This window comes from Agriterribacter sp., assembly GCF_035497235.1.
In the GTDB taxonomy this organism is placed as follows: domain Bacteria; phylum Bacteroidota; class Bacteroidia; order Chitinophagales; family Chitinophagaceae; genus Agriterribacter.
On the sequence record NZ_DATJEB010000042.1, the window covers coordinates 1 to 22,118 of the forward strand.

Sequence of the window (22,118 nt, forward strand, 5' to 3'; positions counted from 1 at the left end):
ATTATCTTTTGCAAATCCTAATTCGCTTCCGGAACGGGCAATGGCAATTACCCGGTAATCCTTTTCAAGGAACTTTTTTACCGTAACGGCGCCCAGGTTTCCATTGGCACCGGTAATAATTATTGTTTTCATAATGTGAAATATACAAAAAAAAAAGACTCTTGCCGAAGTTCGGTTAGGTGCATTTCAAATTTTAAATCTCAAATTCCATTATTGCGCCAGCGATATATTAACCTGCACACCTGCCCTGGTAGTTACCATAGGTGCAGAAGAAGAAATATAAGGGATGGTTCTTTGCTGATCGAAATAGAATTTCAGTTGTATGCGGTTGCTTAACACATAATCTATAGTAGGGTTAATGGTAATTACTTTTTGTCCCTGGGTGGCAAAAGCATTGCTTTGATCAAGCCTGCTGTTGGAAGTAATATTATCCGTTACGCTGAAATCTATAGTAAACTTCACATCGCTTTCCGATCTTTTGCTGGTCGTGTCTGAAGTTTTGTTAAATAAATTAATATTAAAAGGGAGGGAGAAGCCGCGTATGCGCCATGACCCGCTGAAGTTTATCCCCGAAGAGCGCATTTCACTCAACTGGTAATCAATAAGGCTCAGGCTGAGCGTGCGGCTTTTAATGTACTCGAATCTTACCGATACCTGGTTTTTTAGCGAAAAAGTAACGCCAAGCAATGGCGAAAATTTTTCTTCTATAGTAATGTTTGGTACTAAAAAGTAAGGAATGAAATTATTGGAGGTGGTATCAAGAAACGATGGAAAGCCCAACCTCCACCTGTCCTGGAAGAGCAGGTTGGAATTAAAAGCGTTCATGCCCAAAGTGCTTTTGTAATCATGGGTCAGGGTAAAGTCGTTAAATATTTTGCTTAATGATTCTATGCGGCTGAGACCTGCATATTCAATATGCCAGTTGGGTTTGGGCAGGTAGCCCGAAAACGGGTTAGACCTTACATTGGTGCCACCTGTTTTTAATAATGATACCTGGTTGGGATCTTTTTTGGTATATGCCGCAATAAAAGACGGGATGAGTACATCCTGCGCGTAACGGCTGTAACCTAAGTAATAACCATCGGAGCCCTTTACCTGGCTATAAGGATTTTTAACGCCTAACCGTTCCGACAAAACAATACGGTTTTCCTGGAATTTTTGAAACGTTTCACTGATCAGGTTAGGATCCGTTTTTTTAAACATGGTTTGAAAGGCAATATAGCTGATGCTAAAGCCGCCACCCGCGTAAGGGTTAAGATGGCCGAACTGTCCGTTTCCAATTGTGTCTTTAAACAACTCGCTATACGTTCTGTTGAATGTTTTACTCAAATTAAAATCAATACGCAGGTCGCGTACGGGTTCCAATTGCGCGGTAGCAGTAAATTGCTGGTCAAAGGTTTGACGTGTGAGATTATTCTGCAGGCTGTCTTTTGATATTAATCCTTTTTGTGCTGCTTTGTTGAGCCAGTTACTATTGGGTTGGTTGCCCAGAATGAAGCCAAGTCCAGGTGCCATACTGCCCCAGTTCTGCCCCAGGTATTTGGTACTGTCGGTATAGCCCGGTATAAATGAAGTAGCGCCTTCACTATAGGTGAAATTAATCCGTTTAACAGATGTGATAATTTTACCGATGCCTTTCACAAAACCATTCAATTCGGGCAGCTCATTTGGATTGCGCTTTTTTCTGGTATTAGCCGTATCTGCTTTTTGATTGCCGGCTGGCGGTGGTTTCGGGGCGTTATCGCCCTGTTGCTCCAATGCCCTGAATATCCTGAATTTGCTGTACAGCCTGTTAAAATCAAGATCAACCGTAGCTGCTTTTGCGTTGCTGTTTTGTATGGTATTACCCAGGTTTATTGCCAGCCGCGATGCCCCGATCCAGCTATATGTTGTTTTATAGGCGAGGTTGGCGTTTGTCCAGTCGAGTACCGGCAATTTGGAAGTAGGTAAAGCATAGGTAAGATCGGCCCGCTGGTTGTATAACACATTTCTTCCCCCTTTAAATAAATTCCGGAATACGGTATCTTTTTTTGCCTTATTATCCAATCTGCCGGCAGGCTCGTCTATCCTGGCATTATTCATGGCCTCGTAATCGAAATTCAGCGAGCGGCTGATATCCCAGCGGTAATTATAATGCCTGTCGAAAGTAAAGAACTTATCGTAAGTTTCGGGAATTTTAAAGGGGCTGGGAGCTGTACCCGGAACATATACTTCACGGGGGCGCAACGCGCCAAACTGCCGGTTCACATCCCAGCGGATACCAATAAGCGAAGGGGTGAAATTGAGATTAAAATCACGCACCATTGCCAGCCATGCCGATTTGCTTTTGAACATGTTTTTAAATGGCTCCCACGATTTTACCTGGCCGGTGTAATTGTATCCTATACCTGCTTTATATTTTTTGATCTCGTTGTTTTCAACCAGCGGATTGTGCTGTTTAATGGAAGTATAGGAGTAGCTGAGGTCGAGATTGGAAATGCTCCATAATCTTTGCCGCTTTCCTTCCGGCAATACTTTTCTTACATTGGTGAAATTTACGGTTTTAATGGTGGTAATATCAATGGCTGCGTTTCTTATGGAGTCTTTTAAATTTCCCTGTGCGGCCCCCAGCTTATCTTTTAGCTTGATATCCATGTCATAGGGGTCATATTCCGGGGTGCTGATGGTTTGGGAAACACTGGCGTAAAAAGGGATTTCTATTCCGGCACCACGGGGCAGTAATTTTCCTAACTCTAAGTTAGCAGCAGCATCGAACTGAGCAAAATTATCTCTTGCCCTTTCATTTACTCTTTGTTCCAATGCGCCAAACCCAACAGAATGGGTATTGCCTGAAAAAGTAAGCGTACCCAAATCGGCCAGGGCAATGTCAACCCTGCCCAAGGCGGCCCATCCGCCTTTTTCATCAATCTGTGAAAGCCGGAGTTCATTTATCCATACTTCTGTACAGACAGGCGATCCCGTGCCGTCACCAGGGTTTTCAATGCCCACCAGGAATCCTTTTACTTCGCCGAAGTTGGGATTACCGATCACCGAATACATACGGCTATCCACTGTTTTCCGGTAAATGGCATTGGGGTTAACCAATTGAAGATTCCTTTCCGCTTTTAATTGCTCCAGTACGCCCAGGTCAAAATCGAGGTTGTTTTCTTCCGGCCATATATCTGTGTCAGCCGTAGCGCCAGGCGGGGTTATTTTAAGCGGAATTTTTATTTCATAAAAATTGTTGATGAAATCATTCCCGATTCTTATTACTGCATTAATTCTTCCATCGGATAAAGCAGGTTGCCCATTTACACTTTCGGCATGAATGAACATCATTAACCGGCGATACTGCCTGATGTCTAAATTCATGGTTTTAAATACGCTCCTTGATTCTCCATTAGGCAGATTACATATCTGCATGTTCATGGATTGTTCATTCTGTAAAATATTAATACCGCCGTTGCTGAGCGATTGTACTCTTTCAATACCGGGCGGCATGCGATAGGGAACCGGTTGCCGGCGATCGTTTTCTTCTATATTTACCGCACCCACATTAAAATTTACCGGATCTGCGGGGCTGATGGGTTTATAGATACCTGCTGTATCTAATTCATAAGTAAATTTTCTCCATTGATTTCTTACTAATTCCAGTTTGGCAAAACGCAGTACGGTAGAGTCTTCAAAACCGGTGAGGAACATCCTGATAAATTGTATGGATTTAAAATCGGGGATATTGCCGATTTTTTTATCGTACGCGTCAATCGGAACCCGGAACTGGTACCACATTTGATTTTCTTTACTCCCATTCGCGAGCTGTACGGCTACTTCTTTTTTATCAACAATAAAGTTGTTTCCAATCTGCATTTCAGGATCGGTAGTAGGCTTAATGGCTATGCGATACTGAAAATATTCTTCATTTTCATTAAGTGTATTGTCTTTGTTCAGGTCTTCGGCATCGGGATACATGGTGGCGGCAGACGAAAACTCCGAGCTACCCGATGAAACGGGGGAGTTGCCCTGCGGACCGTTGAAGTTTTTATAACGGCCGAGTATACCCGTATTGGATTGATCGTACGCGCCATCCCGGTAGTAACGGAAATTATCTGAAGAAGGGTCGGCCAGTGCCTGCTGGTATGCTGCTGAGCCACTTCCTAATGTGCTTTCTAAGATTTGAAGATACTGCTGGTGTAATATTTGTTCGTCTTCATCCCTGTTGCCATCAAACCCTACATCCTGGTAAGGCCGGTCATCGGGTTCATTACTGAATGCCTGTGTAACCTGTATAGGGTTAACGGGAACGGTACCCCAAATAGAATGATCTGTTTGGGCAGGGATTTTAGGGGTGGGGAGTCCGTTTTCATAGGCTCTCTTGCCATCTTTCAAAATGTCTTCCGATACATTGCCTAAATTAAAATACAGTTGCCCGCCGGCGGGGTTAGTATTTTTAATAAAAGGATCGAGTATCCAGAACTCAATGAATTCCACATTATTGGTTTCAAAATCTGTTTGGTCAATAGCGCGCATCATGCCGCCCCATCTTTTTAACGGGTTATTTAGTTTGCCCGTTCCGTCTATGCCGGTTGCATCGTAGTTATAAGGACCTCTTTCTTTTGGATAATAGGCCAGGTCAAATGTTACTAATTGATTTAATCCAAAATCAGGCGTGCGCAGGGGAAATATTTCCGACTGGGATACCGCCCGTACGCGGGGGTCAGAAAGCTCCTCTATATTATTCTGGAGCGGGTTACTGGCGTTTCTTCTTTCCTGTAATACCGGTTCAATATTGTACCATGCTAATTTTGCCCTGTTTTTGCCATAATCATAGTTGTTATAAAGTGCGGCTTCAGGAAACAGCACATTCCCGTTTTTATCGGTAGCGCCAAGGGGCGTACTTGCCAAAGCCCAGCTTATAAGCGGGAAGCGCAAATCAATACTCGCTCTTGTTCCTTCAAAGTCATCAATATAAATCAGGCCGTTTTTGCCTTTCCCGATCTGCGGCGCATGTCCGGGAATAATTTTTGCCGCTTCACCAAAAGCGGTAATGGAGGAAATGCCTTCGGGCGTATAAAAAGGAAGCTTATCCAATAGCCTGTTCAGCCGCGGCACTTCGTTGCGGTAGCTGAAATCCATGCCCAGCATGGTATTGCGTATGGGATCTTCGCCATAACCCATCTTGGTAAAATAGGGTCTTTCACTCAGCCGTACGGCAGTGGCGCCTATAGTAAGGTTTTTGTTTGCCAGGTAATCTAAGCGCAGTCCCATATAATTCCGCTGCTGCATGCCAAACGCAGCCTGGTTTTCAAACTGCACGTCTACGGGTATGCCGGAACTCAGAATGGCCTGGTTAAGTATCCTTACTGTTCCCAGGCTATAGTTCACTTCATAATCGGCGCCCTCCTGTAGTGTTCGTCCTCCGGCGGAAACGGTTACCGACCCCTGGGGTACATTAAACGCGTTCAATGATATTTCAGATTGGCCCATAGAAGAGGCCTTTGCCATTCCTTTCATTACAAACCGGTTCAGGTTGGCATAGGTTTGTGCTATAGCTTTAATGGTGTCGTATAATGGCAGGTACAAATACTTTTGTTGAAGAGCAGGGTCGCTAAAGGCAAAAGCAAGGTCGCGGCCAAAAGGCTCCAGTACGGGAAACACAATCTGAGCTTTATCCGACATAACGGTATAGCCTTCCATAAAGTCGAAAACACCATCCGGCTGAGGATCGTTTTGGTTATTGAGCCTGTCGAGGTTCAGCAGTGTAAGTAAAGGTACACCTGCCTGGTTGCCTTCCGGTAAGTATCTTTTTTGCCCTCCCCCGGGTTCATCATATAATACATTTAACTGAAAGTCGGTACGGTCTAATGAGGAGAGGTAGTCTCCGTTATCACTTTTGAGCGTATAAATATTTTTCATCATCAGGTCCCAAACAGGTAGCTGGGTACGTGCTGATGTGGCTTTTAATAATTTCAGGAACAGCACTTTTTGAACGCCGGAAGTAGAATCAACCGGAATATCCTGTGAAAACTCACCTACCTGGTATACCCGTCCGTTATAGGAATACTGAAAGGCTACAGCCAATACTTCGTTGGGTTGTAATGCGCCGTTTAATGACACATAACCCAATTGCGAATTATAAATATACTGGCTCGAATCGAGTTTGCGTGCAAAGGTCTTTTCAAAATCCTGCACCTGCCGTAACCCCATTCCTGTAAGGTTGCCTACTACCAGGGAGGGATTTCTGTTTGACTGGTTGCCGGTAATCTGGCGGTAGAGGTTATTGGCATCATTACCGGGCAATTCCAGGTTATTTCCCGATCCTCCCCACGGTCCAAAGGGGCGGGGTTCTCCAATATCCATCAATCCCACAATGTCCCTGGTATCGGTGGTAGTGCCGCCCATTCTGTTGGTTACCCACACTTCCAGGCGCATTACCTGTACCTGGGAGCTTATTACCGGCAGGGTTTTCATGGCATCGTTGTACTTTTTATTGAAGTATTGAGCCAATAAAAAGTGGCGGTTCTCATCATAATCATCACCTCTCACCGTAATTTGCGATGTAGATGCGCCTCCCTGCAGCGCTCTCGACTGTCTTTGTGATTTTTGGGTAGCAAATACACCGGTTACCCAAAGTTTTCCAAACTGCAACTGTGTTTTTATACCAAAAAGCGATTGGGCTCCCGGAATTAAAGTGCCTTTGGAAGCGAAACTGGTATTACCCAGCTCAATTTTTTTAATGATTTCATCAGCGGTACCCGTATATTCCAGCTTCAACTGGTTTTCCCAGTCAAATGTAGATTGCGTGTTATATGAAATGGGCAGTTTTACCTTACTGCCAATATTGGCAATTACGTTAAGGTTTGCAGCCATATCAAAATCGAAGCCTCCGTTTTTCCGGGCTCTCTCCGGCAACGTAGGGTTTTTGATGTTCTGACCCTGGTAGCCGGCGGTAATGGTTACGTTACCCTGTGGCCGAATATCAATCTTCCCGTTTCCAAAAAGACGGTTGAACAAATCATCGGTAGCGGTAAGTTTAGGGCGCAGCAGGCTCCTGTTCAATAAGCTGATGGTATTGGCGCGCTGCCTGAAATAATCATTTTCCTGCCTTCTTGCCTGTATCCTGGTAAATTCTTCAAAAGTGAGCGAAGTAGGTTTGCGGTAGTATTTATTACCTATTTTTTCAATGATGTAATATTTTTTCTCCTTATAATCATAAACAATAGAATCGGTAATATTAGCGGGGTCTTTAAGGTCGAAGCCCCGGAAACGCGTTGAGCTAAACTGGTCGCTCCGCCGGTCTGAAATGGGGTATTTTAATGTATCCTGTACGGGTAATGAATCCTGGGGCAGGGGTATAGTATCCCTGATCTGGTATGTATTACCGGCGCGCGCAGGAGCAGCAAATACTACTGTGCCAAATGTTGATACCGCAGCAATACATACTATTGTACGAAGTATGTTCCAGTTTCGTAAAGCCAATTTTCCCTTCTTGTTTAGTAGGTAGATTTTTTCTCAAATAAGCTGTAATGCTTTTTTAATTAATGTTTCGAGGTTTTCAGCAGAGGGAGCGGACGCGGAGGCTTTTTTAATGGCATTTTCCGCTACGTTGCGAACAATGCCCAGTGCCACCAGGGCATTTAACGCATCCTGTTCCAAAGTATTGTTTATGAGGGCGGAACCGGTGGTTTCAAAGCTGGTTTTGCCCATTTTATCTCTCAGTTCAAGTACAATCCTTTCTGCCGATTTTTTGCCTATACCTTTTATTTTTTCCAAACGAAAGGTATCACCTTTTATAATAGCCTGCGCCAGCTCATCGGGCTGCATAGCTGAAAGCATCATCCTGGCTGTTGAAGTACCTACGCCGTTTACGCTGATTAACTGGGTAAATATATTTTTTTCAGCCATGTCGAAAAAACCATATAAGGTATGGGCGTCTTCCTTAATATGAAGCCAGGTATACAAAGAGCCTTTTTCAAGCGATTGTATTTTGGAATAGGTATTGAGGCTTACCTGCACCTCATAGCCTACTCCATTAACATCTACATGCACTACTGCGGGAGATTTATATACAAACTTACCTGTAACAAAAGCTATCATTTCTTATTGTAAAGATGGCAAAGATAAAGCATTGTGCTTGCAGGAAAGCTATTAATTCCTGTTTGCACGGGTTATAAAGAAAGGATTTCCTCAAAAAATTAAGCGCATGTTCCCTGTTCAATTTTTAAGCCGGATTTTTATATAATATAAATTAAACAGAAAAACGGTATCCCTGGGTTGGTTTATCACTATAATTGTATTTTCGTGCCCAATTTTGAAATACAAGGAATATGAGTTCAAAAATTACTGCCGCCATTACTGCCGTTGGCGGATATGTGCCTGAATACCGTTTAACAAACGCTGAACTGGAAAAAATGGTAGACACCAATGATGAGTGGATACTTACCCGAACGGGAATAGCAGAAAGAAGGATATTGAAAGGTCAAAACCTGGGTACATCTGATATGGTAGTGCCGGCCGTGCAGGAAATTTTAGACAAAAGAAAAATAGGGGCAGATGAAATAGATTGTTTAATAGTGGGAACGGTTACCCCCGATACCATATTTCCTTCTACAGCAAATATTGCCTGTCATAAACTGGGTGCGGTAAATGCCTGGGGCTTTGACCTGGCGGCTGCCTGTTCAGGTTTTTTATATGCTTTAACTACAGGAGCCGCGCTAATAGAAAGCGGGCGGTACAAAAAAGTGATAGTGGCCGGAGGCGACAAAATGAGCGCTATAGTTGATTATAGCGATCGTACTACCTGCATTATTTTTGGCGATGGTGCTGGTGCGGTTTTGCTGGAACCCAACACGGAAGGGTATGGCGTATTGGATAGTATTTTAAAAAGCGATGGCGCCGGCGGACATCACCTGCACATGAAAGCGGGCGGTTCTCTGAAGCCTGCATCCGTAGAAACGGTTACCAATAAAGAGCATTATATATACCAGGAAGGCCAACCTGTGTTTAAGCACGCGGTAAGAGATATGGCGGATGTGAGCTATGAATTAATGCAGCGCAATAACCTTGGCGCTGATGATGTGGCCTGGCTGGTTCCCCACCAGGCAAACAAGCGTATTATTGACGCTACCGCCAATCGTATGGGACTTCCGCATGAAAAAGTAATGCTGAATATTCAAAAGTTCGGCAACACAACCGCAGGCACCATTCCGCTTTGTTTATGGGAATGGCAGGATCAGCTAAAAAAAGGAGATAATATTGTATTGGCTGCTTTTGGCGGAGGATTTACCTGGGGTTCTACATTAATTAAGTGGGGATATTAAAAACGATTTATTTATGGTTTGTCGTTTATAGTTTATTGTTAGCTGCAGTGAGCTATAGAATAATTCCAGTAACCTCACCTGTACTTATTCCCGCAGTAATCCGGCCGGAATCTATTATTGTGGTTTGAAACTCTTCTTAATTTTTTCAATAAGGTTTATCTCCACTATTTTTTGAGCCATCAGGATCATGTTCTTAAAGGATGGTTCGTTTGAAATGCCATGGCCGATGATCACGGGTTTATTAACGCCCAAAACAGGAACACCGCCATATTGTTCAAACTCAAAGCGGTCAAAATAGGCATCGTGAATATTGCGGCGTTTAATAATATCGTATACACTTTCCGCCATTTTAAGCATCACGTTACCTGTAAAACCTTCGCAAACAATTACATCGGCTTTATCCAGAAAAACATCGCGTCCCTCTATATTGCCAATGAAATTGATCAAGGGATTTTCTTTAAGTAAGGGGTAAGTAGCCTGTGCAAGCAGGTTTCCTTTACCTTCTTCCTCGCCAATATTCAGCAGGGCAACGCCCGGATTTTCAATATTCCATACATGCTGAACGAATAAGGAACCCAAAATAGCGAACTGATTTAGATTTTCGGGTTTGCAATCGGCATTAATACCCGCATCTAATAAAAGTCCCAATTTCCCATTTTCGCGGGGCATATAGGCGCCAATAGTGGGGCGGTTTACGCCTTCTATAGGTTTGATGCTGTATAATGCACCTACCAGCATAGCGCCGGTATTGCCCGCGCTAATAATAGCATCGGCCTTTCCGGTGGCCAATAAATGAAAGCCTATAGCAATAGAAGAGTGTTGTTTTTCTTTAAGCGCCTTTGTAGGGTGTTCATGCATGTCAATTACCTGCGAAGCATGAATGATGGTAAAACAACCCGGCTTTAGCGGGTATTGCTGTAAAAGCAGTTGCAGTTGAACCTCGTCTCCTATTAAAAGAAGATGAGCCGGATCCGGTGCTTCTGACAAGTATGACAATGTTCCTTTAACAGCTTCCAATGGTGCGTAGTCGCCACCCATCATATCTAAGGCGATGATCATGCAGCAAATTTGAGGAAAATCCGGAAAATACAAATCCCAAATCCAAATAATATTATTTATCCGGAATTGGGAACCATATTAAAAATGGAAAGAAAAGCTATTTAATCGGCGATTTTTCTACCACTACCTTCCCTTTGTAGTAGAGCTTTCCTTCGCTTACATGTGCACGGTGGCGTACATGCGATTCGCCTGTAGCGCTGTCTTTACTTAACGTCACGGTCTCAGCTATATAATGTGTCCTTCTTTTCGCACTGCGTTGCTGAGAGTGTCTGCGTTTTGGATTGGGCATAACACTAAATTTTAATTGTTTCTGAATTTATCCAGATCTTTCCAGATCGGATTTCCATGTTCTGTATCGCGTTCATTTAGTTTCCTGAGCATATCCAGCGCTTCCTGGTTGCATTTTGAACTGCCATCTGGGTTTTCACCACATGTTCGTTGCAACGGAATACTCAGGTTAATAAATTCGTATATCCAGCCTTCTACATTAATGTGGCTTTCGGTTCTTGATATATAATAAACATCCGGATCTTCTTCTGATACATTCATCTCATCCGGGTTGTCTACCATTTTCACCAGTACTTCAAAATCATCCCACAAATTCTTTTCTAAGGTATTGCCACATAAGTCGCATACCAGGGTAACCGTTCCTCCAATCTCAAATTTAAGCATGAGAAAAGCGGTTTTTTTATCCAGGATCAGCTTTACGGTAACCCGTGTATCTGTAAAGTCCTGGGGCTGGTGGTTTGCAAAGAACTTATCATCTATCTCATAAACATATTCGTGCTTTCCCGGCTTCAGCCCCACAAAAGCAATCTCATATTCATGCCGGTTTGCCATGCTTTTTGTTTTAAGGTTTGCAAAGGTAGTGAAATAGGATGAAATAATGCAATGATAAAAAAACCTTGCTTACGATGATTTTACCGACTTGCCCAACATTGATGTATAGGTAGTTATATAGCTGCTTTAGTTTAATGTATGGAGGAGCCAACAACTCAATAAAAAGCATTGTTATTATTGCCGTGAATTGGAGGGTACATTCCAAATTGGCCTTCCCTGCCGGTTGTTGTAGATTTGCTTCCAGAATATATAATATGAATGGTGTAAAGATTTTCCTGCCTTCTGTTTTTCTTTTCCTGATCCTGGGCGCACTGGTTGTGATTTTCCAAAGGCTGCTCATTCAGTATGGATTTAATATAAGCGTATTGCTTTGGGGCAATGCGTTTTTATTCGGGTTAAGTTTCATTTCGTTTTTGTTTCAGCAAAAAGCCACAAAATCTGCTTCCGCACAGCTTTTTATCCGTTATTTTTATATTGCTTTCCTGGTAAAGCTGGTATTGGTGGCTGTAGTGGCGCTGGTATATGCACAAACGGCGGCTAAGGTAAATAAGGTATCAATCATTGCCTGCATGCTCTTTTACTTAGTATATACTTTTCTTGAAATAAGCGTGCTGCTTAAAGCCGGTAAGCAAAAAAATGCGTAAAAAACACGAAGCTCCTCTCGGTACTTTGAATTCCTATTTGCCTGCCGGCGCTTATCATACGGTAATGCAATATCTTCAGCACTATAAAGTGCATCTTACTATTACAAAAGAAAGAAGGAGTGTTTTGGGAGATTACAGGTTTGCTGTTCATGGAAAAAATCATCGTATCAGCGTAAATGGCAATCTGAATGCATTTGCATTTTTAATCACTTTACTGCATGAGCTGGCACATCTTATAGCTTTTGAAAAATATGGAAACCGGATCGCATCTCATGGAAAAGAGTGGAAATTAGTGTATGGGGAGATTTTGCAGCAATTCCTGTTGCTTGATCTTTTTCCGGCGGATATTGCAAATGAAGTAAAAACAACCATGCGTAGCCCTGCGGCCGGCAGTTGTGCGGAAGATGGTTTGATAAGGGTACTCAGGAAATATGATCAGAAAGGGGATGACAAAAAGCTGGTAGAACAAATTGATGTTAACGGGTCATTCCGCACAGACGATGGCAGAGTATTTAAACGCGGTGATCAGTTGCGAAAGCGGATCAGGTGCTTAGAAATAAAAACGGGCAAAATGTATTTATTCAGCCCGGTGTATGAAGTAACTCCTGTATAATGTAATTTTCTTTGCTATGCCTTTACCAGAATGATGGTATACGTACCGTCAGCCCCCGGAAAATCAGAATCAGTAATTGCATAAGCTATCTTTAATGTAGTAGCATTCACATCAATAAGATCAAACGTTAACGGGTCGCCGGTGGACGGTGTAAATTGAATTTTGGTATCATTGCTGGTCAGGCTCCATGTGCCCGAACTTGCGGAAGAAGGATCGCAGGTTACGGCTCCTTCGTCAATAGTATAGGTGTTATCTGCCTTGAGTGTAAAAATATTATCTTTCAGGCATACTATCTGTGGAACAGGAAAATCAATAACGCTGGTACCGCCTGAATTTTTTACATCAGATACCTTCCATTTGTTTGACAACAGTTCTTTTTTGGTTGGTTCCTTTGCTTCATCGCCTTTATCTTTTTGACAGGAACTAAATGCAAAAGTGGAAAAAAGCAGGAGGAGCAGTGCATATTTTCCAAACAAAAGACTATGCTTCATAAAAAGGTTTTATAACAATTAAGAAAAGCTGTAACGCGTTGCCTGCCCAGGCAGGTATAAGTGTAAAGTTAAGAAGATGCAATTAACTCAGCATAGCCATTACTCCATAAAGTATAAAATAACTTATGGCAACAAGAGCAAAGAAAAGTTTATCTGCATTTTTCATACTGGTAAGGAGTTAATAGTAAAGATGTAAACGATCCGTTTATCCGGATGTTGTTTAATGTCCGTATTTTTTACTGCCGGGAATAAAATTTTGCATAGATCATGGATGATCATCCATATTTCGTGCCAGAGATGACATATGTGCAGTTAATGAAAAGCATTACCTGATAAGCGTAGTTGTACCTTTTAGGTGGAACCTGCGGCCGGTATCTGTATGCGTGTATTCCAGGGCCCATACATAAGTGCCGCTACCCTGAATCTTTCCGTTAATGGTTCCATCCCATTTTTTGAAACGATCAGTAGTTTCAAACACTTTTTGTCCGTATAAATTAAACACCCTGAAAATAAGATTAGCGGCTTTATAGGCATTTAAAGGGTAAAGATAATCATTGAGGTTATCGCCATTTGGAGTAAATGCGGAAGGGACATCAATATAACAACTGCTTACCAATTTTACTTTTTTCACGGTGGTGTCCATACAGCCATGATTATTCATAACAATGAGCTGAATGTTATATTCCTGGTCTCTTAAAGGCGCCGGGTATGATTGGGCAGGTGGAGATTTCATGATGCTTCTTGCGCCGTTGCCAAAATTCCAGTTCCAGTGTACAATGTTGCCGGTACTTACATCCTTGTATATGGTAGTATCCCTGGGGCAAATAAATTCAGGGGCTTCGAAATCTGCTTTCAGTTCGTTATCCAAAAAAATATCTGCAGATACGGTATCGCTGCAAACGCCGTTTGAAACAATAAGTGTTGTATTCTTATGACCGAAAACCGGGTATGTTTTTTGAAGCTCCCTGCTGTTCCCGGAGCTGTTGTCATCAAACAACCACATCCATTCATTTACCTCGTTAGCCCCGTTATGAGTGTATATAATGGTATCTGTTTTACAGCCATAAAAAATGGTATAGTCAAATGCCGCGGAAACGGTATCTTTTGTGGTGAAGCTTAAAGCGGCTCCTGCAGGTGTTTCTTCCCCGCATTCATCAATAATAGTATTGCCATCGCTTCCGCTCCGGAGCGTTATAGTATATGATCCTTTTTGTACTGCAGGGGCGGTAAGCTGTATGTTTATTATATTACTGGTATTATTATCGTTACAGTTGCCGGAAGCGGAGGCAATGGCAATACCGGGTGATCCGGTTATCATAAAATCGCTTCCGTTGGAGGCTATGGAATTACAGCGGATAGGTTTCTTAAACAGCAACTGCAGCATACCCGGTGCACAGCCCGGCGTAGTTAAACTATCCATAGGGGTAGGCCGAACCGGTAAAACGCTAAATGGTATTTTTTCTCCTTCTTCAACACCCCGGTCACAATTATCTAAGAGGGTGTTATCATCTGAGCCTTTTTTCATGATAATGGAATAATCGCCGGTAGGTAATGGACTGTTCAGTGTAAGTGTAACAGAGTCCATATCGAAGCCCGAAAGGCAACCGGCTGCAGATGCCCCAATGACGGAGTAGGCAGGATTTGAAACTGTAAAGTCGCTTCCATCTGCCGCAAGAGAATTGCATCTCATTTTTTTATTCAGCCTCACAATAACATTGGTACCATCGCAATACGCTCTTGCGTTCTGGAGATGCGGAATTTTTGGATCGGTTATATTGGCGGTGCCGCCTGTAAAGCTGAGCTTATATCCGCTTTGGTTGGTTATGGTAAAATGGCTCACTAATAAAAGGTACTGGCGACCCTCTATAAGGGTGGGCATTTTACTTTTATTAGGGTAGTCGAATCCGGCGCAATTGGTAAACGAACCGGCATTGGAAGCGGTACCGGTTGCACCCGGACGTGCAGACCAGTTGCTGGCTATGTATAAATTTCGGTTAGTGTACACCTCTGCGGCATTATGGCCGGTTATGTCAAACAATTGCCAGTCGTAATCATCAGATTCAGTAAGCGGGGTAATGGTAAAGCCGAGTGTACCTGAAGCAAAACAGGTGAACTTGTACCAGAATGGGTTGAGGTCTCCATAGGCGGCATCATCGTTTTCGCAGCCGGGAACAGGAATTAAGCGCCCCCCGCAGGCCGGAACGGTTTGTTGTGTAAAGGTAGATGTGCCACATACCGGGAATGCTGTACCCGGGTTTTGTCCTAAGTTGGTACAGGTTTGCGCGTAAGCACTACTTAGCAGTGTGGTACAGATGAAAATAAGAGGAATAGTTTTCCAGTGCATTATTGAAAAATAATGATATTATTGAACAGGGAGGTGAGTAAAAAATATTAAGAAACGTTGCATTGGCTACTTCCAGAAACAATTATACAGCTATAACTACAGGTAACAAAACCAAATGCTCCTGTTTTGATGTATAAGCTGTTAGTAAAATATCATTCAAGTGGATGCTTTCTATGAATGCAGTTAACAAATAAGCTGTATGTTTTGATGAATGATAAATGCGGGATTTTTTAATACGCTGGTTGTCAGCATGCGCTTATTCCAGATAAAATTCTTATGTTAAGATGTTGAATAATCAAAAATACTTTTATACCTTGCAGTTCCTTATTGATGTTGTAAAGTCTGTACTTCGGCGTCAAATTTATTTCCAATCGTCTTTTGACAAGCCTGTTTCCATTTTTTTTTCGTATAATGAGCATTTAAGCAGTTTTAAAGTTATTGTTTTCATAAACACTAATCCTTTCTTCTAAGCCCAATCTCCTCCCTGGAACCTCTATACTGTTACAGAAAAAAACTTAATATGAACCGATTCGTACGCAATTTAGTCTGGGGTTGTTTGTTAGTATTTATTACGGGAATGGCTATACCTGTTGTAGGACAGGTTTTTAATCCCAACGATCCGGTTGTAGTGTATAATCCCGGTAATCCGCCAGCCGAGCCGGTATTTGGCGAGCCAGGGAAATGGGTAAAAACCAACCGTTTACCCTGGAACACTTCTTCGTTTAAGGCGTATATCTATAAAGGGATTCCTTTTCGGCTTAAATGGCCAAAAAACTACGATGCTTCAGGTAATACCAAATACCCATTATTCCTTTTCTTTCATGGTAAAGGGGAGAGAGGTAGTATTTACGATAACGAATATCAGTTGTTTCACGGAGGAGAATTGCATAAGAATGCAGTAGATAATGGCACTTTTAATGGGTTTCTTTTGTATCCGCAAACAGATGAGTCGGATGGTAGCTGGGGTGGTGAAAGGAGGGGGTTTATAAAAGAACTGATAGAAAATTTTCTTATTCCTCAGATTTATGTTGACCCTTTCAGAATATCTGTAGACGGGCTTTCCGGGGGCGGGCTTTCTACCTGGAAATTCTTTGAGGCATACCCAAACCTGATTGCAGCATGCCTGCCTATAAGTAGTTCTGGTTCAAGCCTAAACACTATTATTATCAATAATAAATTTACTCCCATTTGGTTATTTCAGGGAGGGTTAGACCTAAATCCTTCGCCTATTAGTTCACAATATCTTAATAAGATTGCACAGAACGCGGGAGCGAATTTCACTTATACAGAATATCCAAATCAGGGTCATGGCTGCTGGTATTCTGCATGGGGCGAAGCCGATTATTTTCCGTTTTTAAATCGTGCCAATAAAGCCAATCCATGGCCCTTGTATGGCAAAACTGAATTCTGTAATACAGGTCCGGGTTCTGTTAATACAACCATAGGTGTTACTGCAGGATTCAATGAATACCAGTGGCGGAAAAATGGTGTATTGCTTACCGGGGAAGGAACTGCTTCCAATACGCTTACGGTAACAGATATTGGCGTTTACTCCTGTCGGATAAGAAAAGGAACAACCTGGTCAGATTGGTCACCTCTTCCAGTTGAAATTAAATACAAAACCAGCACTATACCACCTACAATAAAAGTAAGTGGTTTAGGAAGTAAAGTGTTACCCGCACCTGATGGAAAAACTACTGTAAATTTAGAAGTTCCTGCCGGTTATGCGGATTATAAATGGGAGAAAGTGGGTGATACTACTACCCTCAGTAATGGTAATGCTGTAAATGGAGTGGGTATAGGTAGCTATAAGGTGAAGGTTACTGAACAATTTGGCTGTGCCAGCACATTTAGTAATCCTTTTACTGTTATTAATGCTAATGGTACTAACAAGCCAGACGCGGCAACCAACCTGATTGTTATCCCGCTTTCCTATACTTCTTTGAAGCTGAACTGGAGCAGTAATCCGAACCCGGCTTACCCTCAAACCAATTTTGAAATTTACCAGGCAACTCAGTCTGGCGGACCTTATCAGTTTATTAGCCTCGTTGATGGAAATGTGTTCTCCTTCATAAAAGAGGGATTAACTCCGGGAGTTAAATACTATTACATCGTAAGGGCTGTAAATAATACCGCAGCATCTCCGGTTTCAAATGAAGCATCTGCCGCTACGCAAAAGGATATTGAGCCTCCCACGGCACCGGGTAACCTGTATGTAACTGGCACAACAAGAAATTATGTAGCACTTGCATGGGAAGAATCAACTGATGATGTGGGTTTGGATCATTATGAGATTTATATCAATGGTATTAAATCCTATGTTACTTCTGAAACGGGGTACACGCTATATGGATTGGATTATGGCAAGATTTATAATTTTACTGTTAAAGCAGTTGATATTGCGGGTAACAAATCAGCCCCCAGCAACCAGGTAACTGCTCAGCCTCTGGCCAAAGGACTTAGTTTTAAGCATTACACCGGCACCTGGGACAATTTGCCTGACTTTAATTTATTAACACCCATTTCAACCGGTGTAGTGCCTAATGTAACGCTTGCAAACGCCAGCCAGGCAGAGAATTACGCTTTTTTATGGGAGGGCTATATTCGCATTCCTTCCAATGGAAATTATACTTTTAGAACCAATTCTGATGATGGGAGCAAATTATATCTTTCTACCTACAACCACACTGCTGCAGCATTGGTTAATAATGACGGGTTACACGGTTCACAGAATGCAGACGGCTCGATAACGCTTGCAGCGGGCGTTTACCCTATAGCCGTTACTTTCTTCCAGAAAGGCGGTGGGGCAAGTATGAGTATATCCTGGCAAAAATCTAATCCGAATGGCTGGGCGATGACTCCCATTCCCGATGCTGCTTTTGTTGATCCTCCATCTCCGCCTGCGGGAGAGGCTCCTGTTAAACCATCTAATTTGACGGCCACGGTGGTTTCTTTTAAAAAAATAAATCTTACGTGGAGCGATAACAGTGCCAATGAGAAATCTTTTGAACTGTACCGCTCTACAGACCCTTTGAGTGGCTTTATCACTATTGGGGTACTGCCTGCCAATGCCACCAGCTTTTCAGATACATTAGTACAGCCTTCCACAACTTATTACTATAAAATCAGGGCGATCAATCAGTATGGAGAATCTGACTTTGATAAGGCTGGTCCGGGTATAGAATATGCTTATTATGAAAAAACCGGTATGTCAGTAGTTCCCGATTTCAACACAATGACTCCCCTTAAAACAGGGAAAGTGGGTGCGTTTGGACTGGGAATGCAAATGAGACCGGACAATTTTGCTGTAAAATTTGATGGATTTATTAACATTACTACCGGTGGTGTATATACGTTCTATTTACAGTCCGATGATGGGTCACGTTTATATATTGATAATAATCCGGTAGTGAATAATGATGGATTGCACAATTCTGCTAATGAAATACCAGGACAAGTTACTCTTACAGCAGGTGTGCATGCTATCAGGGTTACATTCTTTGAAGCAACGGGAGGTGAAGCGTTAATTGTGAAGTATCAGGGACCAGGCGTTACAAAACAGGACATACCGGCTAGTGTATTAGGGGATATGTTAGCCAGCGCCACAACATTAGCGCCACCACCTGTGCCGGCTGCTCCGAATGGATTAACCGCTGTTGGCATTAGTAATTCCGCTATAAAAGTAGCCTGGGTAAATAATGCAACAAATGCAACTGGTATTGAGTTGTATCGTTCATATAACGGGAATCAGGATTATGTATTATTGGCTACCCTCCCGCCAACCACAACTTCGTATAATGACGCCGAATTATACCCCAGCTCCTTATTTTATTATAAAGTAAGGGCAAAAGGTGAAGGTGGGAAATCAGGATACAGTAATGAAAAAGACGCCAGAACACTGGGTGTTGTACCTTCTGTTGTACCTATTGAAAATGTATATATGCGTTATGGTACACAACTTCAGTTAGGTGTTGAAGCTACTTCGGGCTCGCCGGTTGTAATTACATTGCAGGTAAGTAACCTGCCTTTATTTGCTGTGTTTAATCAAACCGCTAATGGAAAAGGGGTGATTACGTTTAATCCTTCCGTATCTGACGCAGGTGTTTACAGCAATATTCGTGTAACAGCATCCAATCCGCAGGGGGATATAAATACGGCTCAGTTTAATCTTATAGTTAACGATAATTATGTGCCTAAGATTACACCTATCCTCAATGCAACTGTTAAAGAGCAGGAAAGCTTACAGGTTAATTTGTCGGCAACAGATAATGATGCAACGGATCAGCTTGCCTGGTCCTATTCCGGACTACCTGGTTTCGCTACAGTAGCTTCCGCAAACAGGTCGGCCGTATTAACATTTAATCCAAAATATGGGGATGAAGGAGAATATCGTGTAAAAGCGTATGTAAATGATGGACGGAATGGAAAGGATACTGCTTCCTTTATTTTAAAGGTAGCCCATGCAGTAGTAACCAACCCCGATGACGGAACGATTCCGGTTAATCCTAAAAATGTAACGGGAGTATTTGTGAATAGTTTAAATGCTGTGAAATTAACGTGGACGAATATGGCTTATAACGCCATTCGGAATGAAATATACCGTTCTAACTATATGACAGGCGGCTATGTTTTACTCAATCCGGGTGCCAGCAATAAGGATGATACATTTTATGTAGATAATACGGTTACCGGAAATAAGACTTTTTATTATCTTGTTAGAGCAGTAAATGCTAATGGCGGTTCAAATTCTTTGATTGTTAAAGTAACCACACCAAACAGGGCGCCGGTTATTAATATTGAAGATATTTATGCAAAAAGTGGAAATGTAAAGACTGTTACGGTTACTGCAACAGATGATCCCGGAGATGTAATTACACTTTCCGCATCGAATTTGCCCTCCTTTGCCACTTTTACAGATAATGGCAATGGTAATGGGGTTATTCAGCTTTCTCCTACAGGTTCGCACATCGGAACTTATGAAGGTATCAGTATTAAAGCAAAAGATCAATATGGGGCAGCTTTTGTTAAAACGGTAAAGATTATTGTTACAGATAAATATATTACCTCTGTCTTTGTAAACTTTAATAATAAGGATTATCCGGTTAATTTTATGCCCTGGAATAGTTTTAACGCTGCACAGGTAGGATCTACTTCAGTAGCAGCGAATACTACAATTTCTAATCTCAAAGAGGAAACCGGCGTGGTTACTACGATGAGTGTAAAATTACTCGAAAAGTGGCCACAGACATACGGGGGCATAGTCACTGGCAATAATTCGGGAGTTTTTCCGGATAGTGTAATGATGACAGGATATTATTTCTACACACAAGCTTCCTCTCCTCAGAAGACAGTCAGGATTTCCGGGTTGAACAATAATAAAAGGTATAATTTAATCTTTTTTGGTAGCAGATCATATACTAAACCGCAGGTAACGTATTTTACAGCAGGAAGTCAAACCGTTTCACTAAATGCAACCAATAATGGTTCACAAACAGTACAAATCAATAATTTAATGCCTGATCAGGGTATTATTGATGTAGTAATTAAAGCTGATACGGATAAATATGCTGTTGTAAATGCTATGGTGATCCAGGAGTATGATAATACCGTAATTCTTCCTCCCACCAATCTCAACATGAGCAAAAGCACGAGAAGTTCGATCAGCCTCTCCTGGAAGTCTAACACAACAAATTTATCAGGTTTTGAAGTTTGGCGGTCTGATGCTCCAAACGGTACATACTTGAAGCTTCCTGCTACTATTCCTGGTAATGTATTTACATATACCAATGAAGGATTAACCACCGGTACGATCTACTATTATAAGGTGAGAGCTGTTTCCGGTACCGGCTTTTCCGATTTCAGTGATTATGTTAGCGGTGCTACAATTAAATATGCGGTTAATATTAACTTTAATGACGGTTCAGAACTTGGCCCATCGCAACCTGCGCCATGGAATAATACGAATCAATTGGTGTATGAAGGATTTATTTTGCCAAACCTTTTGAATGATGACAATCAGAATACAGGTATCAATATGACAGTAGTAGGTAGCTTAAATTCCTTCAGCGGTACTAACCGGCAAGATAATTCTCTTACAACAGGTAATAATTCCGGGGTTGTTCCTGATATCGTAATGTCTACCTTTTATTTCTTAGAGTATAGCCAGGTAGGAAAATTACGGATTGATGGATTAAACCAGACCATGCGGTACAATTTTGTATTCTATGGCGGATGTAAGGACAGGGGTAAGGGTCAGGTAACCACCTACACTATAGGAAATGAAAACGTGAATTTGGATGCGAAGAACAATACCATGAACACTATACAAATTAATAATGTTGCTCCGGATGAGAACGGAAGTGTTTTGATATCGCTTACTCCGGCAATCGTTAGCGGATTTGGTTATATTAATAGTCTTGGTATTCAGGCTGTTCCTTCAGACATTAGTATACCTTCAGGAAGAAAAGTTGTCCAAACCGGCAATAAGGATGCAGTGTTGTTACATGAACATTCCGTTGCTGATCCGAAAACAGCTGGGAATGTAATAGTGGGTACTTACCCTAATCCTTTTGTAGATGATATCATGCTTAAGCTTTCTTTAGATAATCCTGTTAATAGGATTGTTGTAATGCTTAAGGACATCTCCGGGAAGTTAGTATTTTCTACTACAGTAATGAATCTGCAAAAGGGGATTAACGAGCGTAAGCTGGGATTAAAAGGAAGCAGGCTGTCTCCCGGGATTTACGGACTTCAACTTTTGGGAATGCCTGGAGGGGGGAAAACAGCCATTATTGTTGTAAAATAGATATAGTTATTTAATTTTAGATGGAA

Annotated in this window: 12 protein-coding genes; 4 read left to right on the forward strand and 8 right to left on the reverse strand. The window is 42.1% G+C overall.

What is annotated here, in order from left to right; translation table 11 throughout:
• The 3 genes from VL121_RS21725 to ruvA all read right to left on the reverse strand — a co-directional run.
• A partial coding sequence (locus VL121_RS21725; protein ID WP_414635427.1) for an NAD-dependent epimerase/dehydratase family protein occupies positions 1–132 on the reverse strand: 132 nt, incomplete at its 3' end.
• A 78-nt stretch (positions 133–210) separates the two neighbouring features.
• On the reverse strand, positions 211–7,455 hold the full coding sequence (gene sov / locus VL121_RS14705; protein WP_325406625.1) for a T9SS outer membrane translocon Sov/SprA: 7,245 nt from the start codon (positions 7,453–7,455) through the stop codon (positions 211–213).
• Positions 7,456–7,488: 33 nt separating this feature from the next.
• Entirely contained in the window at positions 7,489–8,073 is a 585-nt protein-coding gene (gene ruvA / locus VL121_RS14710; RefSeq protein ID WP_325406627.1) for a Holliday junction branch migration protein RuvA, read from the reverse strand.
• 230 nt (positions 8,074–8,303) lie between these two features.
• Between ruvA and VL121_RS14715 the strand changes: the two genes are divergently transcribed.
• Positions 8,304–9,296 (forward strand): beta-ketoacyl-ACP synthase III, encoded by a 993-nt coding sequence (locus VL121_RS14715; protein ID WP_325406629.1) that lies wholly within the window; start codon positions 8,304–8,306, stop codon positions 9,294–9,296.
• A gap of 114 nt (positions 9,297–9,410) precedes the next feature.
• On the opposite strand, the gene plsX is transcribed toward VL121_RS14715, so the two are convergent.
• The 3 genes from plsX to VL121_RS14730 form a co-directional block, all read right to left on the reverse strand.
• Entirely contained in the window at positions 9,411–10,355 is a 945-nt protein-coding gene (plsX, locus tag VL121_RS14720; RefSeq protein WP_325406631.1) for a phosphate acyltransferase PlsX, read from the reverse strand.
• Positions 10,356–10,452: 97 nt separating this feature from the next.
• Positions 10,453–10,644, reverse strand: a complete 192-nt coding sequence (gene rpmF / locus VL121_RS14725; protein ID WP_324558976.1) for a 50S ribosomal protein L32 — start codon at positions 10,642–10,644, stop codon at positions 10,453–10,455.
• 11 nt (positions 10,645–10,655) lie between these two features.
• A complete protein-coding gene (locus VL121_RS14730; RefSeq protein ID WP_325406633.1) occupies positions 10,656–11,195 on the reverse strand; it encodes a YceD family protein in 540 nt (179 codons plus the stop codon).
• A gap of 254 nt (positions 11,196–11,449) precedes the next feature.
• On the opposite strand from VL121_RS14730, the gene VL121_RS14735 reads away from it, so the two are divergent.
• Together VL121_RS14735 and VL121_RS14740 are read left to right on the forward strand one after the other, a co-directional pair.
• Positions 11,450–11,839 carry a hypothetical protein gene (locus VL121_RS14735; protein ID WP_325406635.1) on the forward strand — a complete coding sequence of 130 codons (390 nt, stop codon included), beginning with the start codon at positions 11,450–11,452 and terminating at the stop codon, positions 11,837–11,839.
• Positions 11,832–12,452 carry a SprT-like domain-containing protein gene (locus VL121_RS14740; RefSeq protein ID WP_325406637.1) on the forward strand — a complete coding sequence of 207 codons (621 nt, stop codon included), beginning with the start codon at positions 11,832–11,834 and terminating at the stop codon, positions 12,450–12,452. The genes VL121_RS14735 and VL121_RS14740 overlap by 8 nt, the downstream gene beginning before the upstream one ends.
• A gap of 14 nt (positions 12,453–12,466) precedes the next feature.
• On the opposite strand, the gene VL121_RS14745 is transcribed toward VL121_RS14740, so the two are convergent.
• Both VL121_RS14745 and VL121_RS14750 read right to left on the reverse strand, forming a co-directional pair.
• Positions 12,467–12,943 carry a lipocalin-like domain-containing protein gene (locus VL121_RS14745; protein WP_325406639.1) on the reverse strand — a complete coding sequence of 159 codons (477 nt, stop codon included), beginning with the start codon at positions 12,941–12,943 and terminating at the stop codon, positions 12,467–12,469.
• 325 nt (positions 12,944–13,268) lie between these two features.
• The gene (locus VL121_RS14750; RefSeq protein ID WP_325406641.1) at positions 13,269–15,287 is read right to left on the reverse strand and encodes a T9SS type B sorting domain-containing protein; all 2,019 of its coding nucleotides are present in this window, start codon (positions 15,285–15,287) and stop codon (positions 13,269–13,271) included.
• Positions 15,288–15,807: 520 nt separating this feature from the next.
• Between VL121_RS14750 and VL121_RS14755 the strand changes: the two genes are divergently transcribed.
• Positions 15,808–22,092, forward strand: coding sequence for a fibronectin type III domain-containing protein (locus VL121_RS14755; RefSeq protein WP_325406643.1), 6,285 nt, complete (start codon positions 15,808–15,810; stop codon positions 22,090–22,092).
• Positions 22,093–22,118 lie beyond the last annotated feature (26 nt).